The organism is Halomonas sp. ABH4_019 (genome assembly GCF_056159885.1).
In genome coordinates this window covers 503,220-522,715 of record NZ_JBSWWC010000002.1, presented here as the reverse complement: position 1 = coordinate 522,715, position 19,496 = coordinate 503,220, and the positions used below count along the sequence as shown (strand labels likewise).

General features: G+C 66.3%; 14 protein-coding genes, 1 tRNA gene and 1 rRNA gene. 11 read left to right on the top strand and 5 right to left on the bottom strand.

From position 1 onward, the window contains the following. Nucleotides 1-27 precede the first annotated feature (27 nt). The gene (locus ACXAFN_RS09555; protein WP_474988253.1) at nt 28-540 is read right to left on the bottom strand and encodes a GspH/FimT family pseudopilin; all 513 of its coding nucleotides are present in this window, start codon (nt 538-540) and stop codon (nt 28-30) included. Between the two features lie 147 nt (nt 541-687). On the opposite strand from ACXAFN_RS09555, the gene thiO reads away from it, so the two are divergent. Continuing rightward, entirely contained in the window at nt 688-1,788 is a 1,101-nt protein-coding gene (gene thiO / locus ACXAFN_RS09550) for a glycine oxidase ThiO (protein ID WP_474988251.1), read from the top strand. Nucleotides 1,789-1,938: 150 nt separating this feature from the next. Here thiO and ACXAFN_RS09545 read toward each other — a convergent pair whose 3' ends face one another. Continuing rightward, nucleotides 1,939-2,196, bottom strand: coding sequence for a PP0621 family protein (locus ACXAFN_RS09545; RefSeq protein ID WP_474988250.1), 258 nt, complete (start codon nt 2,194-2,196; stop codon nt 1,939-1,941). A 99-nt stretch (nt 2,197-2,295) separates the two neighbouring features. Here ACXAFN_RS09545 and ACXAFN_RS09540 point away from each other — a divergent pair, with 99 nt between their 5' ends. Next, complete coding sequence (locus ACXAFN_RS09540; protein WP_474988248.1) at nt 2,296-3,927, top strand: NAD+ synthase; 1,632 nt, start codon at nt 2,296-2,298, stop codon at nt 3,925-3,927. Nucleotides 3,928-4,043: 116 nt separating this feature from the next. Here ACXAFN_RS09540 and ACXAFN_RS09535 read toward each other — a convergent pair whose 3' ends face one another. Then, on the bottom strand, nt 4,044-4,853 hold the full coding sequence (locus ACXAFN_RS09535; RefSeq protein WP_474988246.1) for an outer membrane protein assembly factor BamD: 810 nt from the start codon (nt 4,851-4,853) through the stop codon (nt 4,044-4,046). A gap of 160 nt (nt 4,854-5,013) precedes the next feature. On the opposite strand from ACXAFN_RS09535, the gene rluD reads away from it, so the two are divergent. The 3 genes from rluD (at nt 5,014) to clpB (ending at nt 9,563) form a co-directional block, all read left to right on the top strand. Beyond that, a complete protein-coding gene (gene rluD, locus ACXAFN_RS09530; RefSeq protein ID WP_474988245.1) occupies nt 5,014-5,973 on the top strand; it encodes a 23S rRNA pseudouridine(1911/1915/1917) synthase RluD in 960 nt (319 codons plus the stop codon). A gap of 10 nt (nt 5,974-5,983) precedes the next feature. Continuing rightward, nucleotides 5,984-6,739 (top strand): peptidoglycan editing factor PgeF, encoded by a 756-nt coding sequence (gene pgeF, locus ACXAFN_RS09525; RefSeq protein ID WP_474988244.1) that lies wholly within the window; start codon nt 5,984-5,986, stop codon nt 6,737-6,739. A 241-nt stretch (nt 6,740-6,980) separates the two neighbouring features. Next, nucleotides 6,981-9,563 carry an ATP-dependent chaperone ClpB gene (clpB, locus tag ACXAFN_RS09520; protein ID WP_474988242.1) on the top strand — a complete coding sequence of 861 codons (2,583 nt, stop codon included), beginning with the start codon at nt 6,981-6,983 and terminating at the stop codon, nt 9,561-9,563. An 86-nt stretch (nt 9,564-9,649) separates the two neighbouring features. On the opposite strand, the gene ACXAFN_RS09515 is transcribed toward clpB, so the two are convergent. Then, nucleotides 9,650-11,083, bottom strand: a complete 1,434-nt coding sequence (locus tag ACXAFN_RS09515; protein WP_474988240.1) for a sugar porter family MFS transporter — start codon at nt 11,081-11,083, stop codon at nt 9,650-9,652. A gap of 599 nt (nt 11,084-11,682) precedes the next feature. Between ACXAFN_RS09515 and ACXAFN_RS09510 the strand changes: the two genes are divergently transcribed. Beyond that, the gene (locus ACXAFN_RS09510) at nt 11,683-13,407 is read left to right on the top strand and encodes an acetolactate synthase 3 large subunit (protein WP_474988238.1); all 1,725 of its coding nucleotides are present in this window, start codon (nt 11,683-11,685) and stop codon (nt 13,405-13,407) included. Beyond that, on the top strand, nt 13,407-13,898 hold the full coding sequence (gene ilvN / locus ACXAFN_RS09505) for an acetolactate synthase small subunit (RefSeq protein ID WP_474988236.1): 492 nt from the start codon (nt 13,407-13,409) through the stop codon (nt 13,896-13,898). Before ACXAFN_RS09510 ends, ilvN begins: the two co-directional genes overlap by 1 nt. A gap of 94 nt (nt 13,899-13,992) precedes the next feature. Here ilvN and ilvY read toward each other — a convergent pair whose 3' ends face one another. Continuing rightward, nucleotides 13,993-14,883 carry an HTH-type transcriptional activator IlvY gene (gene ilvY / locus ACXAFN_RS09500; protein ID WP_474988234.1) on the bottom strand — a complete coding sequence of 297 codons (891 nt, stop codon included), beginning with the start codon at nt 14,881-14,883 and terminating at the stop codon, nt 13,993-13,995. Between the two features lie 189 nt (nt 14,884-15,072). Between ilvY and ilvC the strand changes: the two genes are divergently transcribed. From ilvC to ACXAFN_RS09480, 4 genes are all read left to right on the top strand, one after another. Beyond that, nucleotides 15,073-16,089, top strand: coding sequence for a ketol-acid reductoisomerase (gene ilvC, locus ACXAFN_RS09495; RefSeq protein WP_474988233.1), 1,017 nt, complete (start codon nt 15,073-15,075; stop codon nt 16,087-16,089). Between the two features lie 130 nt (nt 16,090-16,219). Next, complete coding sequence (gene pssA, locus ACXAFN_RS09490) at nt 16,220-17,056, top strand: CDP-diacylglycerol--serine O-phosphatidyltransferase (RefSeq protein WP_474988231.1); 837 nt, start codon at nt 16,220-16,222, stop codon at nt 17,054-17,056. Between the two features lie 667 nt (nt 17,057-17,723). Then, nucleotides 17,724-19,261 (top strand): 16S ribosomal RNA (locus tag ACXAFN_RS09485). A gap of 95 nt (nt 19,262-19,356) precedes the next feature. Further along, nucleotides 19,357-19,433 (top strand) — tRNA-Ile (locus tag ACXAFN_RS09480). Nucleotides 19,434-19,496: the final 63 nt, after the last annotated feature.

Sequence of the window (19,496 nt, the reverse complement as noted above, 5' to 3'; positions counted from 1 at the left end):
CCATTTGCCATCTCTGGCGGGATCGCTTCAGCACTCCGGTCGACCGGGGTCGACACGCACTCTTCCCACGTTATTGACGATGACCCTGGCCCCCTCGTCATGCCGCCCGCAGAGACGAAAGGTTCCGTTATAGCCCGATGAACGCCCCAAGGCGGCGTAGCGTACCGGCCTGTCGTCGTCTCGATAGGTGATCGACGGCAGGCGGCTCTCGCCGAACGTGCGTATCAAGGTATCCCCGGGTTCTCCCCGACCATCGAAGATGGCCAGGGTCTCAAGCCAGGCCAGGCCGCCGGCATTGTTGTCGATCAGGCATTGGGTCATGTCGACGCTGGGGCACAGGGTGACGGTGTGGCGGCGGGTGATGGCGGCACTGCGCGTCAGCGCCAGGGCCGTCTTCAGGCGCATCACCTCGGCGGCGACTTCGTTGCGGGCGATGAATCGCTGATAGCCGGGAATGGCCACGGTGACGAGGATGACCAGCACCGCCAGGGTGACCAGCAGTTCGATCAGGCTGAAGCCCCCGGCGCCTGGCTTTGCCAATGGGAGCGGCTTGCCGGTAAGGTATCTGGCTGCGACGGCGCCGGGCTGCATGCCGACCTCCCGGGGACGATCCCGCTTTCCACTGGGGTTAGCCCTACTATCAGCCGGGTGCCGAACTCCCACCGTCAGTCAACTCGGACACCCTTCGTGAGCGATTTTCTCGTCGTGGGCGGCGGCGTCATCGGCATGATGACGACCCTGCAACTGGCCGACGCCGGCCATTCGGTGACTCTCCTCGAGCGCGGCCTCTGTGGGCGCGAGGCCTCCTGGGCGGGGGGCGGCATCGTCTCGCCGCTCTACCCCTGGCGCTACTCGGCGCCCATTTCGCGGCTCTCTACCTGGTCGGAGGGCTTCTATCCGGAGCTGGCCCTGCGGCTGTACGAGGAGACCGGCGTGGACCCGGAATACCGCCAGAAGGGGTTGCTCTACCTGCGCGTGGAAGACGAGGCGCGTGCCATGGCCTGGGCCCGCGAGGTCGGCAAGCCGCTGGAGCGCGTCTCCGCCGAGTTCCTCTATGCCAAGGAGCCCGAGGCGGTGCCGGGCTGCGACGAGGCGCTGTGGATGCCGACCCTGGGCAGCATACGCAACCCGCGGCTGGCCCGGGGGCTGCGCCATCGCCTGGATGCCATGCCCCGCGTCACCCTGCGCGAGGGCTGTGAGGTCACCGGCTTGCGGCAGTCGGCCGGCCGGGTGACGGGCGCCGAGACCCTGGATGGCGTCGTCGAGGGCGATCGGGTGGTCGTCTGCGGTGGCGCCTGGGCGGCGGGGCTGCTCGCGGGGGCCGGCGTCGCCTTGCCGGTGCGCCCGGTGAAGGGGCAGATGATCCTGTTCAAGGCGCCCCCCGGGCTGGTGAACCGGGTCGTGCTGATGGACGGCCGCTACGTCATCCCGCGCGCCGATGGCCGCGTGTTGGCCGGCTCGACCCTCGAGGAATGCGGCTTCGACAAGCGCACGGATGGCGAGGCGAGGGACTCGCTGCGGGCCTCGGCGACCGGGATCGTGCCGGCGCTGGCCGAGTGCGAGGTCGAGCATCACTGGGCGGGGCTGCGCCCGGGATCACCGGATGGGGTGCCCTTCATCGGCGCGGTGCCCGGGGTCGAGCACCTGTACGTGAATGCCGGCCATTATCGCAACGGCCTGGTGCTGGCACCGGCCTCGACGCATCTGCTGGTCGACGAGCTGCTGGGCCGCGAGCCGATCCTCGATCCGGCCCCGTATCGTCTGGACAGGCGGGTAACTCTGACTTGAGGGAAGGCATTGTGCGTGTTGTATCAACACGCGTTGGGGGTATCGGGCGCCTGGCGGCGCCATTCGCGCAACTAGCTGCGCTCCCAGGCCCCCTCCCGCTCGGCCGCCCGAGAGGTGCCGCTGCCACCATGCCGACGAGCCGCTTGCCGCTCAGTCCTCGTGCTGGCGCTCCTCCAGAAACTTGTCGCGGTGGTCCGTGGTGCAGAACCACTGGCCCTTGTCGCGCAGGGCGTCGTCCTCGGGAAGGTGCACCTGACACCAGGCGCAGCGGACCATCTGCCCACCCTGGTCGCTCGTGCGTGTCGCGTCGTCGCGGTCGAGTCTCCACTCGCGATACATGCGATAGAGCTTGAGGCCGGCGAAGAACAGCACGGCGAAGATGATCAGGCGGATCAGCAAGAGGTTCATCCTTAATGGCTCCCTGGTGCGGGCCGGTCGCCTTTGCCACTCGACCGCCCTTGCGGGACAATGCGGGTATCACAGGATTCTCGAGAGATTTCTACGCCCATGCAAGACCTGACGCTGGTGATGGCTCAGCTGGATCCCCTGGTGGGGGACATTCCCGGCAATACCGACCGGGCCATCGAGACGGTACGCGAGGCGCGCATCGAGCATGGTGCCGATATCGTGGTGCTGCCCGAACTGTTCCTGACCGGTTACCCGCCCGAGGACCTGCTGCTGCGCCCTTCCATGGAGACGCGCCTGCGCGAGGCCCGGGCGCGGATGGCCGCGAAGATGGCCCGCGACGTGATGGTGATCGTCGGCTATCCGGGGCGCCGCGAGGGGCAGAACTGGAACCTGGCGGGGGTGCTCTACAACGGCGAATGGCTCGACGAGTACGCCAAGCAGGCGCTGCCCAACTATGAGGTGTTCGACGAACAGCGCTACTTCGCGGTGGGGCGCGAGCCGCTGGTCATCGAGCACAAGGGCGCCAGGCTCGGCATCCTGATCTGCGAGGACGTCTGGGCCGAGGCCCCGGTCCGGCAGGCCCGGGAGGCCGGTGCCGAGATCCTGGTGACCCTCAACGCCTCGCCCTTCCACCAGGACAAGCCCGCCGAGCGCCTGGCGCTGCTCGAGCAGCGCGCCCGAGAGGTGTCGCTGCCGATCGTCTACGTCAACCAGATCGGCGGCCAGGACGAGCTGGTGTTCGACGGCGGTTCGGCCTGTGTCGACGCCGGGGGCCAGTTGCGGGTCCAGGCGCCGCACTGGGCGGTGGGGCTGATGCCGGTGCAGTTCGTGCGCGAGCAGGGCCACTGGGTGCCCCAGGCCGGCGAGGTCGACGAATCGGTCGCCCCCGAGGAGGACCTCTACTGCGCGCTGGTCACCGGGCTGCGGGACTACGTCAACAAGAGCGGCTTCGAGGGGGTGGTGCTGGGGCTGTCCGGCGGCATCGACTCGGCGCTGTCGCTGGCCATCGCGGTGGATGCCCTGGGGCCGCAGCGGGTCCACGCGGTGATGATGCCCTACCACTACACCGCCGATATCTCCAAGCAGGACGCCGCCGAGCAGGCCCAGCTGCTGGGCGTCGACTACGAGGTGATGCCCATCGAGCCGATGGTCGAGGCCTTCATGTCGACCCTGGCCGAGAGCTTCGCCGGCACCGAGCGTGATACCACCGAGGAGAACCTGCAGTCGCGCTGCCGCGGCGTGCTGCTGATGGCGATCTCCAACAAGAAGGGCCTGATGGTGCTCACCACCGGCAACAAGAGCGAGATGGCGGTCGGCTACGCCACCCTCTACGGCGACATGGTGGGTGGCTACAACGCCATCAAGGACGTCTACAAGACCTGGGTCTATCGCCTGGCCCGCTGGCGCAATACCCAGTCGCCGGCGGTTCCCGAGCGGGTCATCGAGCGCCCGCCGTCCGCCGAGCTGGCGCCGGACCAGCAGGACAGCGACTCGCTGCCGGACTACGACACCCTGGATGCCATCCTGGTGCGTTACATCGAGGGCGACATGAGCGCCGAGGCGATCATCGACGCGGGGTTCGACCGCGAGGACGTCTATCAGGTGGTGCGACTGGTCGATCGCTGCGAGTACAAGCGCCGCCAGGCGCCGGTGGGGGTGCGGGTCACCCGCCGCGGCTTCGGCCGCGATCGGCGTTATCCCATCGTCAACGGCTGGCAGCCTGGGGAATAGCCACGAGCCACGGGCTTCGAGCAGTTGATAGCGAGCGGGCAGCAGCGGAGTTTGTTGCCCGCAGCCCGCAGCCCGCAGCCCGCAGCCCGCAGCCCGCAGCCCGCAGCCCGCAGCCGCTAGGCCGAGATCGCCGGGGCGTCCACGTAGCGCGGATCGAAGGTGCGGCCGTCGAGGCGCTCGTGGTTCGGGGCGTTGTCGATCAGCACCCGCAGCGTCTCCCGGGCGCGCTCGGTCATGTCGAGGCCCAGGTAACCCTCGACCATGACCGCCAGGGCGTCCCGGGTGCCCTGGGCCTCGGGGTAGCGCTCGATGACCCAGCGGCCCCGTTCCACGGCGGCGAGGTAGGCGCCCTTGCGCAGGTAGAAGTCGGCGACCTGCAGCTCGTGACGGGCCAGCACGTTGCGCAGGTAGACGATGCGCTGCTGGGCGTCCGGCGCGTACTGGCTGCTGGGGAAGCGCTGGACCAGCTCGCGGAAGTCGGAGTAGGCATCGCGGGTGGCGCCCAGGTCGCGCTTGGAGATGTCGATCAGCTTCAGGCCCTCGAGGCTGAAGCGGCCGGCCTGCCAGGCCGAGAGCCCGCGCAGGTAGTAGGCGTAGTCGACCTGGGGGTGATCCGGGTGCAGGCGGATGAAGCGGCTGGCCGCGGCCCGGGCCTTTTCCCAGTCGCTGGTCTGGTAGTAGGTGTAGATCAGCTCCAGCTGGGCCTGCTCGGCGGTGTCGCCGAACGGGAAGCGGGTGTCGATGGCCTCGAGGCGGTTGATGGCGGTGGTGTAGCGACCGCCCTCCAGGGCCGCGCGGCCTTCCTCGTAGAGCTGGCGTTCCTGAAGGTCGGGGGCCTCTTCCTCGGCGGTGCTGGCACAGCCGGCCAGCAGGGCGCTCGCCAGCAGCATGGCGGCCAGGCGGGGTCCGGTCGTGATAACGCGCATCGTGATCCTCGTGTCAAACAACCCTGGGTGGCCGTGCTAGAATCGGCCCGAATCCGCCCACTATAAAGCACCTCGTGGCAAAACGCAGTCATCGCTCCCGGCGCGATGCCGCGCGTCGCCGGGGATCGCCCCATCGCCCAGACGGACCATCACCGAGCCCATGTCCCAGACCCTCGAAGCCCAGCATCGCGTTCCCGAGCACATGGCGGGCCTGCGCCTCGACCAGGCCGCCGCCGAACTCTTCTCCGACTTTTCCCGGGAGCGCCTCAAGGCCTGGATCAAGGACGGCGCCCTGACCCTCGATGGCCGCCCCGCCAAGCCCAAGGACAAGGTCTACGGCGGCGAGGCGCTGGCCCTCGAGGCGGTGGTCGAGGACGACGCCCGCTTCGAGCCCGAGGACATCCCGCTGGAGGTGGTCTTCGAAGACGACGAGGTGCTGGTGATCGACAAGCCGCCGGGGCTGGTGGTGCACCCGGCCGCCGGCAACCCCGACGGTACCCTGCTCAACGGCCTGCTCCATCACTGCCCCGCGCTGGCGGCGGTACCGCGTGCCGGCATCGTCCATCGCCTGGACAAGGACACCAGCGGGCTGATGGTGGTGGCCAAGACCCTGTCCGCCCAGACCGCGCTGGTCGAACAGCTCCAGGCGCGCACCGTCTCCCGCGAGTACGATGCCGTGGCGGTCGGCGTGATGACCGCCGGCGGCACCGTGGACGCGCCCATCGGCCGGCACCCCAAGGACCGCAAGCGCCAGGCGGTCAATGCCTCCGGCAAGCCGGCGGTCACCCGCTACCGGGTGGTGGAGCGCTTCCGGGCGCATACCCATGTGCGCTGCAAGCTGGAGACCGGCCGCACCCACCAGATTCGCGTGCACCTGGCCCACCTGCGTTACCCGCTGATCGGCGACCCGGTCTACGGCGGGCGCCTCAAGCTGCCGGCCGGGGCCGGGGAATCCCTCAAGGAGGTGCTGCGCGAGTTTCCCCGCCAGGCGCTGCATGCCCGCAAGCTGGCCTTCGTGCATCCGGCCAGCGGCGAGACCCTGAGCTTCCGGGCCCCGCTGCCCGACGATCTGCTGATGCTGCTGGACCTGCTGCGCGACGACCGCGAGACCCGACACTAAGGAACCCGCGATGAGTGATGCCCTGGATCTGCGCCCGACACTGATCCGCCCCGATTGGCCGGCGCCGCCCTCGGTGGGGGCCTGCGTCACCACCCGGGAGACCGGCCCCAGCCAGGGCGAGTTCGCCGCCTTCAACCCGGCGCTGCATGTGGGCGACAACGACGCCCATGTGGCGCTGTGCCGGCGTCAGTTGCAGAAGGAGGTCGGCGACGACCGTCCGCTGCTGTGGCTCGACCAGGTACACGGCGCGAGGGTCCAGTCCGAGCTCGCCGAGGACCGGCCCGAGGCCGATGCCTCGGTGGCCTTCGACCAGGGGTATGCCTGTGTGGTGCTGACCGCCGACTGCCTGCCGGTGTTCTTCTGCGACCGGGAGGGGCGGCGGGTCGGCGTGGCCCATGCCGGCTGGCGCGGCCTGGCGGGCGGCGTGCTGGAGGCCACGGTGGCGGCCATGGGCGTGCCGCCCGAGTCGCTGATGGCCTGGCTGGGGCCGGCGATCTCCAATGCCCAGTTCGAGGTGGGCGGCGAGGTGCGACAGGCCTTCGTCGCCGTGCAGCCCGAGGCCATCGAGGCCTTCGACCCCAGCCCCTACCGGCTCGGTCACTACATGGGCGACCTCTACAAGCTGGCGCGCCTGCGCCTGGAACGGCTGGGGCTCGCCCACGTCAGCGGCGGCCACTTCTGCACTGCCTGCGAACCGCGCTTCTACTCGCACCGCCGCGACGACGGCGTCACCGGGCGCATGGCCAGCATGATCTGGCTCAGGTAGCAACGCGGGCCCCGGGCTTCGAGCTTCGAGCAGTTGATAGCTAGCTGGCGGCACTGAAGCTTGTTTCCCGCAGCCCGCAGCCCGCAGCCCGCAGCCTTGACCCACGTCAACCCTTCCCTCGCTTCCTCCGCCGTCCGACTTGAAAGCCGCCCGTCCTGGCGCCATCTAGATTGTCAAGATCCATGATACCGGGACAGGCGGCGCGTCCGATTCGCGCCGTCCCCCCGACGGAGGAAAGCGAATGCGATTCGACAAGTTCACCGCCAAGCTGCAGAACGCCGTGGCCGATGCCCAGTCCCTGGCGGTGGGGCACGGCCACAACCAGCTAGAGCCCGGACACCTGCTGCTGGCGCTGCTGGATGCCGCCGACACCGGCGCCAAGGCATTGGTGCAGAAGGCCGGCGGCGATGCCGGCAAGCTGCGCGATGGCCTGGTGGGGCACCTGGACGACCTGCCGAAGGTCGGCGACTTCGACGGCGAGGTGCAGCCGTCCCGCGACCTGGTCAAGCTGTTCAACCTCACCGACCGCGAGGCCCAGAAGCGCGGCGACCAGTACATCGCCAGCGAACTGGTGCTGCTGGCGGCGCTGGAGATGCGCCACGCGGTGAGCAAGCTGCTCACTCAGGCCGGGCTGACCCGCCAGGCGCTTGCGACCGCCATCGACGGCGTGCGCGGCGGCGAGAAGGTCAGCGACCCCAACGCCGAGGAGAGCCGCGAGGCGCTGGAGAAGTACACCCTGGACCTGACCGAGCGGGCATCGAGCGGCAAGCTCGATCCGGTGATCGGCCGCGACGACGAGATCCGTCGCGCCATCCAGGTGCTGCAGCGGCGCACCAAGAACAACCCGGTGCTGATCGGCGAGCCCGGCGTCGGCAAGACCGCCATCGTCGAGGGCCTGGCCCAGCGCATCGTCGACGGGGAGGTACCGGAGGGGCTCAAGGACAAGCGCGTGCTGTCGCTGGACATGGGCGCGCTGCTGGCCGGCGCCAAGTTCCGCGGCGAGTTCGAGGAGCGCCTCAAGTCGGTGCTCAAGGAACTGGCCCAGGAGGAGGGCCGGGTCATCCTGTTCATCGACGAGCTGCACACCATGGTCGGGGCCGGCAAGGCCGAGGGCGCCATGGACGCCGGCAACATGCTCAAGCCGGCGCTGGCCCGCGGCGAGCTGCACTGCGTGGGGGCCACGACGCTCGACGAGTATCGCCAGCACATCGAGAAGGATGCCGCCCTCGAGCGCCGCTTCCAGAAGGTGCTGGTCGACGAGCCCTCCGAGGAGGACACCGTGGCCATCCTGCGCGGGCTCAAGGAGCGCTACGAGGTGCACCACGGCGTCGACATCACCGATGGCGCGATCATCGCCGCCGCCAAGCTGTCGACCCGCTACATCACCGATCGTCAGCTGCCCGACAAGGCGATCGACCTGATCGACGAGGCCTGCTCGCGGATCCGCATGGAGCTCGACTCCAAGCCCGAGGAGATGGACCGCCTCGACCGTCGGCTGATCCAGCTCAAGATGGAGCGCGAGCACCTCAAGAAGGAGACCGACGAGGCCTCCAGGAAGCGCCTCGAGAGCCTCGAGGAGCAGATCGAGGAGCTCGAGCGCGACTATGCCGATCTCGACGAGATCTGGAAGGCCGAGAAGGCCAGCATCCAGGGCGCGGCCCAGTTCAAGGACGAGCTCGACCGCGCCCGCATCGACCTCGAGCAGGCCCGCCGTCAGGGGGACCTGGGACGGATGTCCGAGCTGCAGTACGGGGTGATCCCCGGGCTCGAGAAGAAGATCGCCGAGTCCAGCGTCGCCGAGGCCGATACCTCACGGCACCAGCTGCTGCGCTCCAACGTCACCGAGGAAGAGATCGCCGAGGTGGTATCGCGCTGGACCGGCATCCCGGTGGCCAAGATGCTCGAGGGCGAGCGCGACAAGCTGCTGCGCATGGAGGAGGCCCTTCACGAGCGCGTGATCGGCCAGGACGAGGCGGTCACCGCGGTGTCCAACGCCGTGCGTCGCTCCCGGGCCGGGCTCGCCGACCCGCATCGCCCCAACGGCTCCTTCCTGTTCCTCGGCCCGACCGGGGTGGGCAAGACCGAACTGTGCAAGGCGCTGGCCGGCTTCCTGTTCGACACCGAGGAGGCCATGGTGCGCATCGACATGTCCGAGTTCATGGAGAAACACTCCGTGGCGCGGCTGATCGGCGCGCCTCCGGGCTACGTCGGCTACGAGGAGGGCGGTTACCTGACCGAGGCGGTGCGTCGCAAGCCCTACTCGGTGCTGCTGCTCGACGAGGTGGAGAAGGCCCACGCCGACGTCTTCAACATCCTGCTGCAGGTGCTCGAGGACGGTCGCCTCACCGATGGCCAGGGTCGCACGGTGGACTTCCGCAATACCGTGATCGTGATGACCTCCAACCTGGGGTCCGAGATCATTCAGGGCATGGGCGGCGACGACCGCGACTATGCCCAGATGAAGTCCGCGGTGATGGACGTGGTGGGCACCCATTTCCGCCCCGAGCTGATCAACCGCATCGACGAGGTGGTGGTGTTCCACGCCCTGGGGCAGGAGCAGATCCAGGCCATCGCCGGCATCCAGCTCGAGCGGCTGCGCGGTCGGTTGGCCGAGCACGAGCTGGGGCTCGCGGTCTCCGACGAGGCCATGGCCCAGCTGGCGGTGGTGGGCTTCGACCCGGTGTTCGGCGCGCGCCCGCTCAAGCGGGCGATCCAGAACCGGCTCGAGAACCCCCTGGCCCAGGACCTGCTGGCCGGGCACTTCTCGCCGGGCGACGTGATTCGCGTCGAGGTCGACGACGGGCGGCTGGTCTTCCATCACTGACACGCGACCGCCCGCGCCGGTGGCGCGGGCGGTCGTCGATTCCGACGGCCCGCCGACCCTCGCGTCGGCGGGCCTTTTCGTGGCCCTCAGGAGCGCTGCGCAGCGCCGGCTACGGTGGCGCGCTCGCCGCGCGGCTCGCGGACCAGCCGCTTTTGCAGTTCCTCGAGGGAGACGCCCTTGGTCTCGGGCATCAGGAACATCACGAACAGCAGCTGCAGCACCATCATCACGGCGAAGAAGGCGAACACCGGGCCGCCGCTGAAGGTGCCGAGCACCCAGGGCATCACCAGGGTGATCAAGGCCGCACAGATCCAGTGGATCGAGCTGCCGAAGGACTGGCCGCGGGCGCGCACATGGTTGGGGAACACCTCGGCGATGAATACCCAGATGATGGCGCCCTGGCTGATGGCATGGGCGGCGATGAACAGGCCGAGCAGCAGCGGCACGTCCAGGCCGCCCAGCTCGCCCTGGAAGAAGGCCCGCGAGATCAGCACCAGCGAGGCCAGGTAGCCGGCCGAGCCGATGTACAGCAGGGTGCGGCGGCCCAGGCGGTCGATCAGCGCCATGCCGAGCATGGTGAACACCAGGTTGACCAGGCCGATGCCGGCGGTGGAGAGCAGGGCGGTGCTGGCGCCCAGTTCGGCGGCCTCGAGCACCCGCGGCGCATAGTAGATGATGAAGTTGATGCCCGAGAGCTGGTTGAAGAAGGCGATCAGGAAGGCCAGCAGGATCGGCAGGCGATAGCGACCCGAGAAGAAGCCGGCGTGGGCGCCGCGCTCCTCGTCTTCGGCGGCGCGAATGCTGGCGATCTCGGCCTCGATGTCGGCATCCGGGTGGATCAGGCGCAGCACCCGACGGGCCTCCTCGACGTCGTTGCGCTTGAGGATCAGCCAGCGCGGGCTGCGTGGCACCCGACTGATCAGCAGGGTGTAGAGCAGCGCGGGCACGGCCTCGATACCCAGCATCCAGCGCCAGGCATGCTCGTCGAACAGCGCGCCCAGCGCGTAGTTGGAGACGAAGGCCATCAGGATGCCGAACACGATATTGAACTGGTACAGGCCGACCAGCAGGCCGCGATACCGGGGCGGGGCGATCTCGGAGATGTAGGTGGGAGCAGCCACCGAAGAGATGCCGACGCCGATGCCGCCCAGCAGGCGGAACAGCGAGAACCAGTAGGGATCGGTGGCCAGCGCCGAGCCGACGGCGGACACCAGGTAGAGGATGCCGATCAGCAGCAGGGTGGCGCGTCGGCCCAGGCGGTCGGTCGGCCAGTTGCCGGTGACGGCGCCGAGCACAGTGCCCCACAGGGCCATGGACATGATCAGCAGGCCATGCTGGAAGTCGCTGAGCCCCCACAGCGTCTGGATGGGCTGGTCGGCGCCCGAGATGACCGCGGTGTCGAAGCCGAACAGGAAGCCGGCCAGCGCCACGGTGATGGACCATTGCACGATGCGTGTCATGGTGCGTCTCCTCAGGTGAGGCAGTGTCTGGATGTTGTTGGTGTAGATGAATCGATTCACCTTGCGAACAAGGCGCCGTATCGGCCAGGACAGAGGGCAGGGACGGGGAAGCACTCGAAAGGTGAATCGTGTCACCTGGTCGCTATTAAAGCAGCAACGTCCGCGGGTCGCGAGTCGATCGGTATAGACTTTCGTCGCAGCAAGCGTCCCAGGCGGGGGGCGATGTCGAGCAAATGCGCCGATCGGCGCCCCGAGACCCGGCTGGCGGTTGACACTTTTCGGGCGCTATTGGAATCTTGACCCTTCCTGATAATCGGGCGCGGACTCCAGCGGGCGATCCCCCATTACCGCGCGAAGGGTAGGCCAAGGGGCCTTTACCCGCCGAAGGACTTCCGGGTCCGGGCCAACCGCCCGACCTGGCCAACGCCCCGACGCGGCGATCCGCCGTGATAGGGAGCCGACCACGGCGGCGCGCGACGCGAGTTCGCGCCCGGCCGGGCATCGGCGTTCCCGACGAGAGTGCTGGCCCTAACCGGGCCTCAATAAGCCAGGGTTTGGCATCAGGTGCCGGCGAGACCGGCAGCGGCATACCGCCGCACTCGACCCCGTGCCCGACGCGGGCGCGGATCGCACTCGAGACCTCCAGGGGAGAAACATCTGTGGAACTGCTTTCCGGCGCGGACATGATCGCCCGCTTCCTCCAGGATGAGGGCGTCGAATACATCTATGGCTATCCGGGCGGTGCGGCGCTGCACATCTACGACGCCCTCTTTCGCCAGGACAAGGTCAAGCACATCCTGGTGCGCCACGAGCAGGCGGCCACCCATGCCGCCGACGGCTACGCCCGGGCTTCCGGCAAGCCGGGCACGGTGCTGGTCACCTCCGGCCCCGGCGCCACCAACGCCGTCACCGGCATCGCCACCGCCTACATGGACTCGATTCCCATGGTGGTGCTGTGCGGTCAGGTGATGAGCCACCTGATCGGCGACGATGCCTTCCAGGAAACCGACATCGTCGGCGTGACCCGGCCGATCGTGAAGCACAGCTTCTCGATCAAGCACCCGACCGAGATTCCGGAAGTCCTCAAGAAGGCCTACTACCTGGCGTCTACCGGCCGTCCCGGCCCGGTGGTGGTGGACATTCCCAAGGACATGACCGCGCCCACCGAACGCTACGAGTACGTCTATCCGAAGAAGGTCAAGCTGCGCTCCTACAATCCGGTGATGCGCGGCCATACCGGCCAGATCAAGAAGGCCGTCGACCTGATGCTCAAGGCCCGTCGGCCGATCTTCTATACCGGCGGCGGCGTGGTGACCGGCGATGCCAGCGAGGGGCTGACCGACCTGGTCAAGCGCCTGGGCTTCCCGATCACCACCACCCTGATGGGCATCGGCGCCTTCCCGCAGAGCGACGAACAGTGCCTCGGCTGGCTGGGCATGCACGGCTCCTACGAGTCCAACATGGCCATGCACCATGCCGATCTGATCGTCGCCATCGGGGCGCGCTTCGACGATCGGGTCACCAACAACACCTCCAAGTTCTGCCCCACCGCCAAGATCGTCCACGTGGACATCGACCCCAGCTCGATCTCCAAGACGGTGCGCGCCGACGTGCCGATCGTGGGGCCGGCGGGCAGCGTGATCAACGAGATGATCAGCCTGCTGCAGGGGCGCGAGATCGCCCATCCCGAGGCGCTCGGCGAATGGTGGCAGACCATCGACGGCTGGCGCGAGGAGCGTCGCGGTAAGCTCTACGAGCCGTCGAAGGACGGCGAGGTGCTCAAGCCCCAGGAGGTGATCGAGGGGATCTGCCGGGCGACCCGCGGCCAGGCCTACGTGACCACCGACGTGGGCCAGCACCAGATGTTCGCGGCCCAGTACTACAAGTTCGACAAGCCCAACCGCTTCGTCACCTCCGGGGGGCTCGGCACCATGGGCTTCGGCTTCCCGGCGGCCATGGGCATCAAGCAGAACTTCCCCGACGAGCAGGTGGTCTGCGTGACCGGCGAGGGCAGCTTCCAGATGATGATGCAGGAGCTGTCGACCTGTAAGCAGTTCGGCGGGGGCGTCAAGATCGTCAACCTCAACAATGCCTCGCTCGGCATGGTGCGCCAGTGGCAGGACCTCAACTACAAGTCCCGCCACGCGCATTCCTACATGGAGTCGCTGCCCGATTTTCAGAAGCTGATCGAGTCGTATGGCTTCACCGCCCTGAAGGTGCAGACGAAAGAGGAACTCGAGTCGGCCCTGGAAAGGACCTTCGCCGACAACGACGAGCTGGTGTTCCTCGACGTCGCCGTGGACCCCCACGAGCACGTCTATCCGATGCAGGTGCCCCTGGGCTCCATGCGTGACATGCTGCTTTCCAAGACGGAGCGGACCTGATGCGCCATATCATCTCGATTCTGATGGAAAACGAACCGGGCGCCCTGTCTCGCGTGGTGGGGCTGTTCTCCCAGCGCAACTTCAACATCGAAACCCTCAACGTGGCCCCCACCGACGACGAGACCCTGTCGCGGCTGACCGTCACCACCGTCGGCGACGATCGGGTCATCGAGCAGATCACCAAGCACCTCAACAAGCTGATCGACGTGGTCAAGCTGGTGGACCTGACCGAGGGAAGCCACATCGAGCGCGAGCTGATGCTGGTCAAGGTCAAGGCGCTTGGCGCGGCCAGGGACGAGGTCAAGCGCACGGTGGATATCTTCCGTGCGCAGATCGTCGACGTGACGCCGAGCCAGTACACCGTGCAGATCACCGGCGATGCCGGGAAGCTGGATGCCTTCCTCGAGGCGATGTCCCCGGTGGGGCTGCTCGAGGTGGCGCGCACGGGGGTGTCGGGGATCGCCCGCGGCGACAAGGTGCTGTCGCTGTAATTGCCGACTTCGCTCGTGACGTGAATCCGCATCCGCGCGATTCATTGCAAGCCGCCCCTCGGGGCGGCTTTTTCGTGCGAAATGACGCCTCGGGTCAGCCGCGCTCCTCGACCTCGGCCCACAGGGCATCGATCAGCGGACTCTTCAGGCGGCGGTTGAGCACGCACAGGCCGACGTCGTAGTGGGGCAGCTCCGGCTTGACCGGCAGCACCCGGACCCGCTCGGCCAAGGGGCTCGCCTCGAGCACGATGCGCGGGACCACGCCGACGCCGAAGCCCAGGCTCACCATGCTGACGATGGCCTCGTGGCCGGCCACCTGGGCGTAGATGCGCGGCTTGACGCCCAGCGCCTTGAACCAGGTGTCGCTGACCTCCCGCGACAGGCCGGATTCCGACAGGACCATGGGCACGTCCCGCCACTGGGCGGCGCTGGGGGATTCCGGCGAGCTCGGCAGCCAGGGGCGGGGCTCCATCGGGGCGATGAATACCAGCGGCGAGCGGGTCAGCGACTTGAAGGCCAGCGCCTCGGGCAACCGGCGGGGGCGCGAGGTGATCGCCATGTCCTCGTTGCCGGCGAGCACCCGGGACATCGACTGGGCGGGATCGCCGGTGTGTAGCTTGAGCTCGATGCCCGGGTGGCGAGTGCGGAACTCGCTGAGCAGGTCGTAGAGGAAGCTGTAACTGGCGGTCACCGAGCAGTAGATGCTGATCTCCCCGGTCAGGGCCATGGCCTCGCTCATCAGCGACTGGCGCAGGCGCTCCCACTCCTCCAGGGTGTCTCGTGCGTAGTCCTGGAATTGGTGGCCATGCCGGGTCAGGGTCACGTGTCGGTTGTCGCGCTCGAATAGCCTGACCCCCAGGCTCTCCTCCAGCTGGCGGATCGAGCGGGAGAGGGTGGAGGGGCTGACGTGGCAGGCCTCGCTGGCGCGACCGAAGTGCAGGCTGTCGGCCAGGGCCAGGAAGTGCCTCAGGGGGCGCATGTCCATGCTGTGTATTTCATCTTTCGGGATGTGGTATTGCAAATATAGCGTTTTACGCAATGAGATGCCTGGCGTAGAGTTTTTCCATCGACCGGGCGATGCGCCCGGGGCCCGACTCCCAGCGCCGCGACAAGACGGCGCGGGTGGCCATCAACGCTGACATCAACTTCCACTCTCGTTTCCAGGAGCATCCCCATGCGCGTTTACTACGACAAGGACTGCGATCTTTCGCTCATCCAGGGCAAGCAGGTGGCCATCGTGGGCTACGGCTCCCAGGGCCACGCCCACGCCAACAACCTCAAGGAATCCGGCGTCGACGTGACCGTCGCGCTGCGCCCGGGCTCCTCCTCCGCGGCCAAGGCCGAGGCCGCCGGCCTCAAGGTCGCCTCCGTGGAAGAGGCCGCCAAGATCGCCGACGTGGTGATGGTGCTGGCGCCGGACGAGAACCAGAAGGCCATCTATGAAGCGCAGATCGAGCCGAACCTGAAGCAGGGCGCCACCCTGGCCTTCGCTCACGGCTTCAACATCCACTACAACCAGATCGAGCCGCGTGCCGACCTGGACGTGCTGATGATCGCCCCCAAGGCGCCGGGCCACACCGTGCGCTCCGAGTTCACTCGGGGTGGCGGCATCCCCGACCTGATCGCCATCCATCAGGATGCCTCCGGCACCGCCAAGGAGCTGGCCCTGTCCTACGCCGCGGCGATCGGCGGCGGGCGCAGCGGCATCATCGAGACCACCTTCAAGGACGAGACCGAGACCGACCTGTTCGGCGAGCAGGCGGTGCTGTGCGGCGGCGCGGTCGAGCTGGTCAAGGCCGGTTTCGAGACCCTCACCGAGGCGGGTTACGCCCCGGAGATGGCCTACTTCGAGTGTCTGCACGAGCTCAAGCTGATCGTCGACCTGATGTACGAGGGCGGCATCGCCAACATGAACTACTCCATCTCCAACAACGCGGAGTACGGCGAGTACGTCACCGGCGGCGAGGTCATCAACGACCAGTCCCGCGAGGCCATGCGCAACGCCCTGAAGCGTATCCAGACCGGCGAATACGCCAAGATGTTCATCAACGAGGGCAACACCAACTACCCGTCGATGACCGCGCGTCGCCGCCTCAACGCCGAGCATCCCATCGAGCAGGTCGGCGAGAAGCTGCGGGCCATGATGCCGTGGATCGCCGCCAACCAGCTGGTCGACAAGTCCAAGAACTGATCGGATCCAGCCGGCGGCAGCCGATACGGGGGTGCGGGAGACTGCGCCCCCGTTGCGTTGGCAGGCGATGAGTCATCGGCGGCTCTATGTGTAGAATGGGGAACACTTCAAGCCGCAACGGATGACACCGATGAGCCAGGACCCCAGCAACCGCGAGCAAGAGCCGTCCCCGTCGCGCGATGACGAAGACCTGGCCCAGACCTTCCTTCGCGAGTCGGAAGTCGTCGAGGAGGCGCTGGAAGACGGCAAGAAGGTTCGTCGCAAGGGGATCTACCTGTTGCCGAACCTGTTCACCACCTCGGCGCTGTTCTCGGGGTTCTTCGCGGTGGTGGCCGCCATCAACGGCGATTTCACCGCGGCGGCGATCGCCATCTTCATCGCCATGGTGCTCGATGGGCTGGACGGCCGGGTGGCGCGCCTGACCAATACCCAGAGCGCCTTCGGCGCCGAATTCGACTCGCTCTCCGACATGCTCTCCTTCGGCGTTGCCCCGGGGCTGGTCGCCTTCACCTGGATCCTTCAGGACGTGGGCAAGACCGGCTGGGTGGTGGCCTTCCTCTACGTGGCCTGCGCCGCGCTGCGTCTGGCCCGCTTCAACGTGCAGATCGGCAGCGTCGACAAGAAGTGGTTCATCGGCCTGCCGAGTCCCTCCGCCGCCGCGGTGGTTGCCGCCAGCGTCTGGACCTTCCACAGCTTCGATGCCGACGCCTTCGGCTTCAAGCTGCTGATGCTGTTCCTGGTCGGCGCCGCCGGCGTGCTGATGGTCAGCAATATCCGCTATTACAGCTTCAAGGACGTCGACCTCAAGGGGCCGGTGCCCTTCGTCGTGCTGCTGGCCATCGTGCTGGGGTTCGTGGTCATTTCCATCGAGCCGTCGGTGATGCTGCTGCTGCTGTTCGGCAGCTACGTTGCTTCCGGACCGGTCCTCGCCCTGCTGCGCAAGATGAAGAGCGGCGCCGGCGGCTGAAACACGCTACCCTGGCCGCCTCTGACGCCCGCCTCGCGCGGGCGTTCGCGTCTCCAGAGCATCCTTTTGGTTATCCACAGCCGGTCCGGCGGCCGAGGCTCTGTGGATAGTTGCGGCGGGGCGATGTCGCACCCTCGTCATCCCCGCGACACGAATCGGTAAAAAAGTCCTTGCGTGGTGCCGGGAGAATCCGTAAAGTACGCATCCGCTGCCGGCGACGGGCAACGTTGCAGGCGGTGATGAGTGGCAAAAGTGCTTGTTTTGTCGAGGGTTTTTTCGAAGCGTTTCGAAACAGCCTGATTGACAAGTGCAGCAGATTCGGTAGAATGCGCCCCACTCGATCGGAGGTCGGCTCGCAGGGTTGGGGTCGCTGTTTCGGTCGCCCGATTCGCTTCGAACACAGCGAAACGCAGGGTTGACTTGAGGCGCCGATCACGTAGAATACGCCTTCCTCGCAGGGCGCTGGGCCAAGCGGCACGGCAATGCGAGATGCTCCACCCTCCACGAGGGCCCGGAGCTGCTCTTTAACAATCGATCAGGTAATTCATGTGGGCGCTTGTCGAGAGGTTCGGTGACCAGTCACTGAATATCAAGGCAAGCGACTCGTCAAACGAGACGTTTGAACCTTGAGCCAAGTTTGGTGCACTCAATGCACTATCAAGCTTTTAAACTGAAGAGTTTGATCATGGCTCAGATTGAACGCTGGTGGCAGGCCTAACACATGCAAGTCGAGCGGAAACGATGGAAGCTTGCTTCCAGGCGTCGAGCGGCGGACGGGTGAGTAATGCATAGGAATCTGCCCGGTAGTGGGGGATAACCTGGGGAAACCCAGGCTAATACCGCATACGTCCTACGGGAGAAAGCAGGGGATCTTCGGACCTTGCGCTATCGGATGAGCCTATGTCGGATTAGCTAGTTGGTGAGGTAATGGCTCACCAAGGCCGCGATCCGTAGCTGGTCTGAGAGGATGATCAGCCACATCGGGACTGAGACACGGCCCGAACTCCTACGGGAGGCAGCAGTGGGGAATATTGGACAATGGGCGAAAGCCTGATCCAGCCATGCCGCGTGTGTGAAGAAGGCCCTCGGGTTGTAAAGCACTTTCAGTGAGGAAGAACGCTTGTGGGTTAATACCCTGCAAGAGAGACATCACTCACAGAAGAAGCACCGGCTAACTCCGTGCCAGCAGCCGCGGTAATACGGAGGGTGCGAGCGTTAATCGGAATTACTGGGCGTAAAGCGCGCGTAGGCGGCTTGATAAGCCGGTTGTGAAAGCCCCGGGCTCAACCTGGGAACGGCATCCGGAACTGTCAGGCTAGAGTGCAGGAGAGGAAGGTAGAATTCCCGGTGTAGCGGTGAAATGCGTAGAGATCGGGAGGAATACCAGTGGCGAAGGCGGCCTTCTGGACTGACACTGACGCTGAGGTGCGAAAGCGTGGGTAGCAAACAGGATTAGATACCCTGGTAGTCCACGCCGTAAACGATGTCGACTAGCCGTTGGGGTCCTCGAGACCTTTGTGGCGCAGTTAACGCGATAAGTCGACCGCCTGGGGAGTACGGCCGCAAGGTTAAAACTCAAATGAATTGACGGGGGCCCGCACAAGCGGTGGAGCATGTGGTTTAATTCGATGCAACGCGAAGAACCTTACCTACTCTTGACATCGAGCGAACTTTCCAGAGATGGATTGGTGCCTTCGGGAACGCTCAGACAGGTGCTGCATGGCCGTCGTCAGCTCGTGTTGTGAAATGTTGGGTTAAGTCCCGTAACGAGCGCAACCCTTGTCCCTATTTGCCAGCGATTCGGTCGGGAACTCTAGGGAGACTGCCGGTGACAAACCGGAGGAAGGTGGGGACGACGTCAGGTCATCATGGCCCTTACGAGTAGGGCTACACACGTGCTACAATGGCCGGTACAGAGGGTGGCAATACCGCGAGGTGGAGCTAATCTCATAAAGCCGGTCTCAGTCCGGATCGGAGTCTGCAACTCGACTCCGTGAAGTCGGAATCGCTAGTAATCGTGAATCAGAATGTCACGGTGAATACGTTCCCGGGCCTTGTACACACCGCCCGTCACACCATGGGAGTGGACTGCACCAGAAGTGGTTAGCCTAACTTCGGAGGGCGATCACCACGGTGTGGTTCATGACTGGGGTGAAGTCGTAACAAGGTAGCCGTAGGGGAACCTGCGGCTGGATCACCTCCTTAATCGACGACGTCACCGACCCTCGGCAAGTGTCCACAATGAATTACCTGATCGGCCAGAGCAAAGACTGTTTGGGTATAGACCCAGCGTGACCAATGGGTCTGTAGCTCAGTTGGTTAGAGCGCACCCCTGATAAGGGTGAGGTCGGCAGTTCAAGTCTGCCCAGACCCACCAATTTTATCCAGTACCGCGTTGTTTTGTGACTCGCATAGCAGGCTATGCGTCGCCACAAAACGC

Coding starts and splice junctions, on each gene's coding strand:
- ilvC (WP_474988233.1), top strand. CDS start 15,073: ATGCGCGTTTACTACGACAAGGACTGCGATCTTTCGCTCATCCAGGGC.
- ilvY (WP_474988234.1), bottom strand. CDS start 14,883: ATGGACATGCGCCCCCTGAGGCACTTCCTGGCCCTGGCCGACAGCCTG.
- rluD (WP_474988245.1), top strand. CDS start 5,014: ATGTCCCAGACCCTCGAAGCCCAGCATCGCGTTCCCGAGCACATGGCG.
- ACXAFN_RS09545 (WP_474988250.1), bottom strand. CDS start 2,196: ATGAACCTCTTGCTGATCCGCCTGATCATCTTCGCCGTGCTGTTCTTC.
- ACXAFN_RS09535 (WP_474988246.1), bottom strand. CDS start 4,853: ATGCGCGTTATCACGACCGGACCCCGCCTGGCCGCCATGCTGCTGGCG.
- pssA (WP_474988231.1), top strand. CDS start 16,220: ATGAGCCAGGACCCCAGCAACCGCGAGCAAGAGCCGTCCCCGTCGCGC.
- clpB (WP_474988242.1), top strand. CDS start 6,981: ATGCGATTCGACAAGTTCACCGCCAAGCTGCAGAACGCCGTGGCCGAT.
- pgeF (WP_474988244.1), top strand. CDS start 5,984: ATGAGTGATGCCCTGGATCTGCGCCCGACACTGATCCGCCCCGATTGG.
- ilvN (WP_474988236.1), top strand. CDS start 13,407: ATGCGCCATATCATCTCGATTCTGATGGAAAACGAACCGGGCGCCCTG.
- ACXAFN_RS09540 (WP_474988248.1), top strand. CDS start 2,296: ATGCAAGACCTGACGCTGGTGATGGCTCAGCTGGATCCCCTGGTGGGG.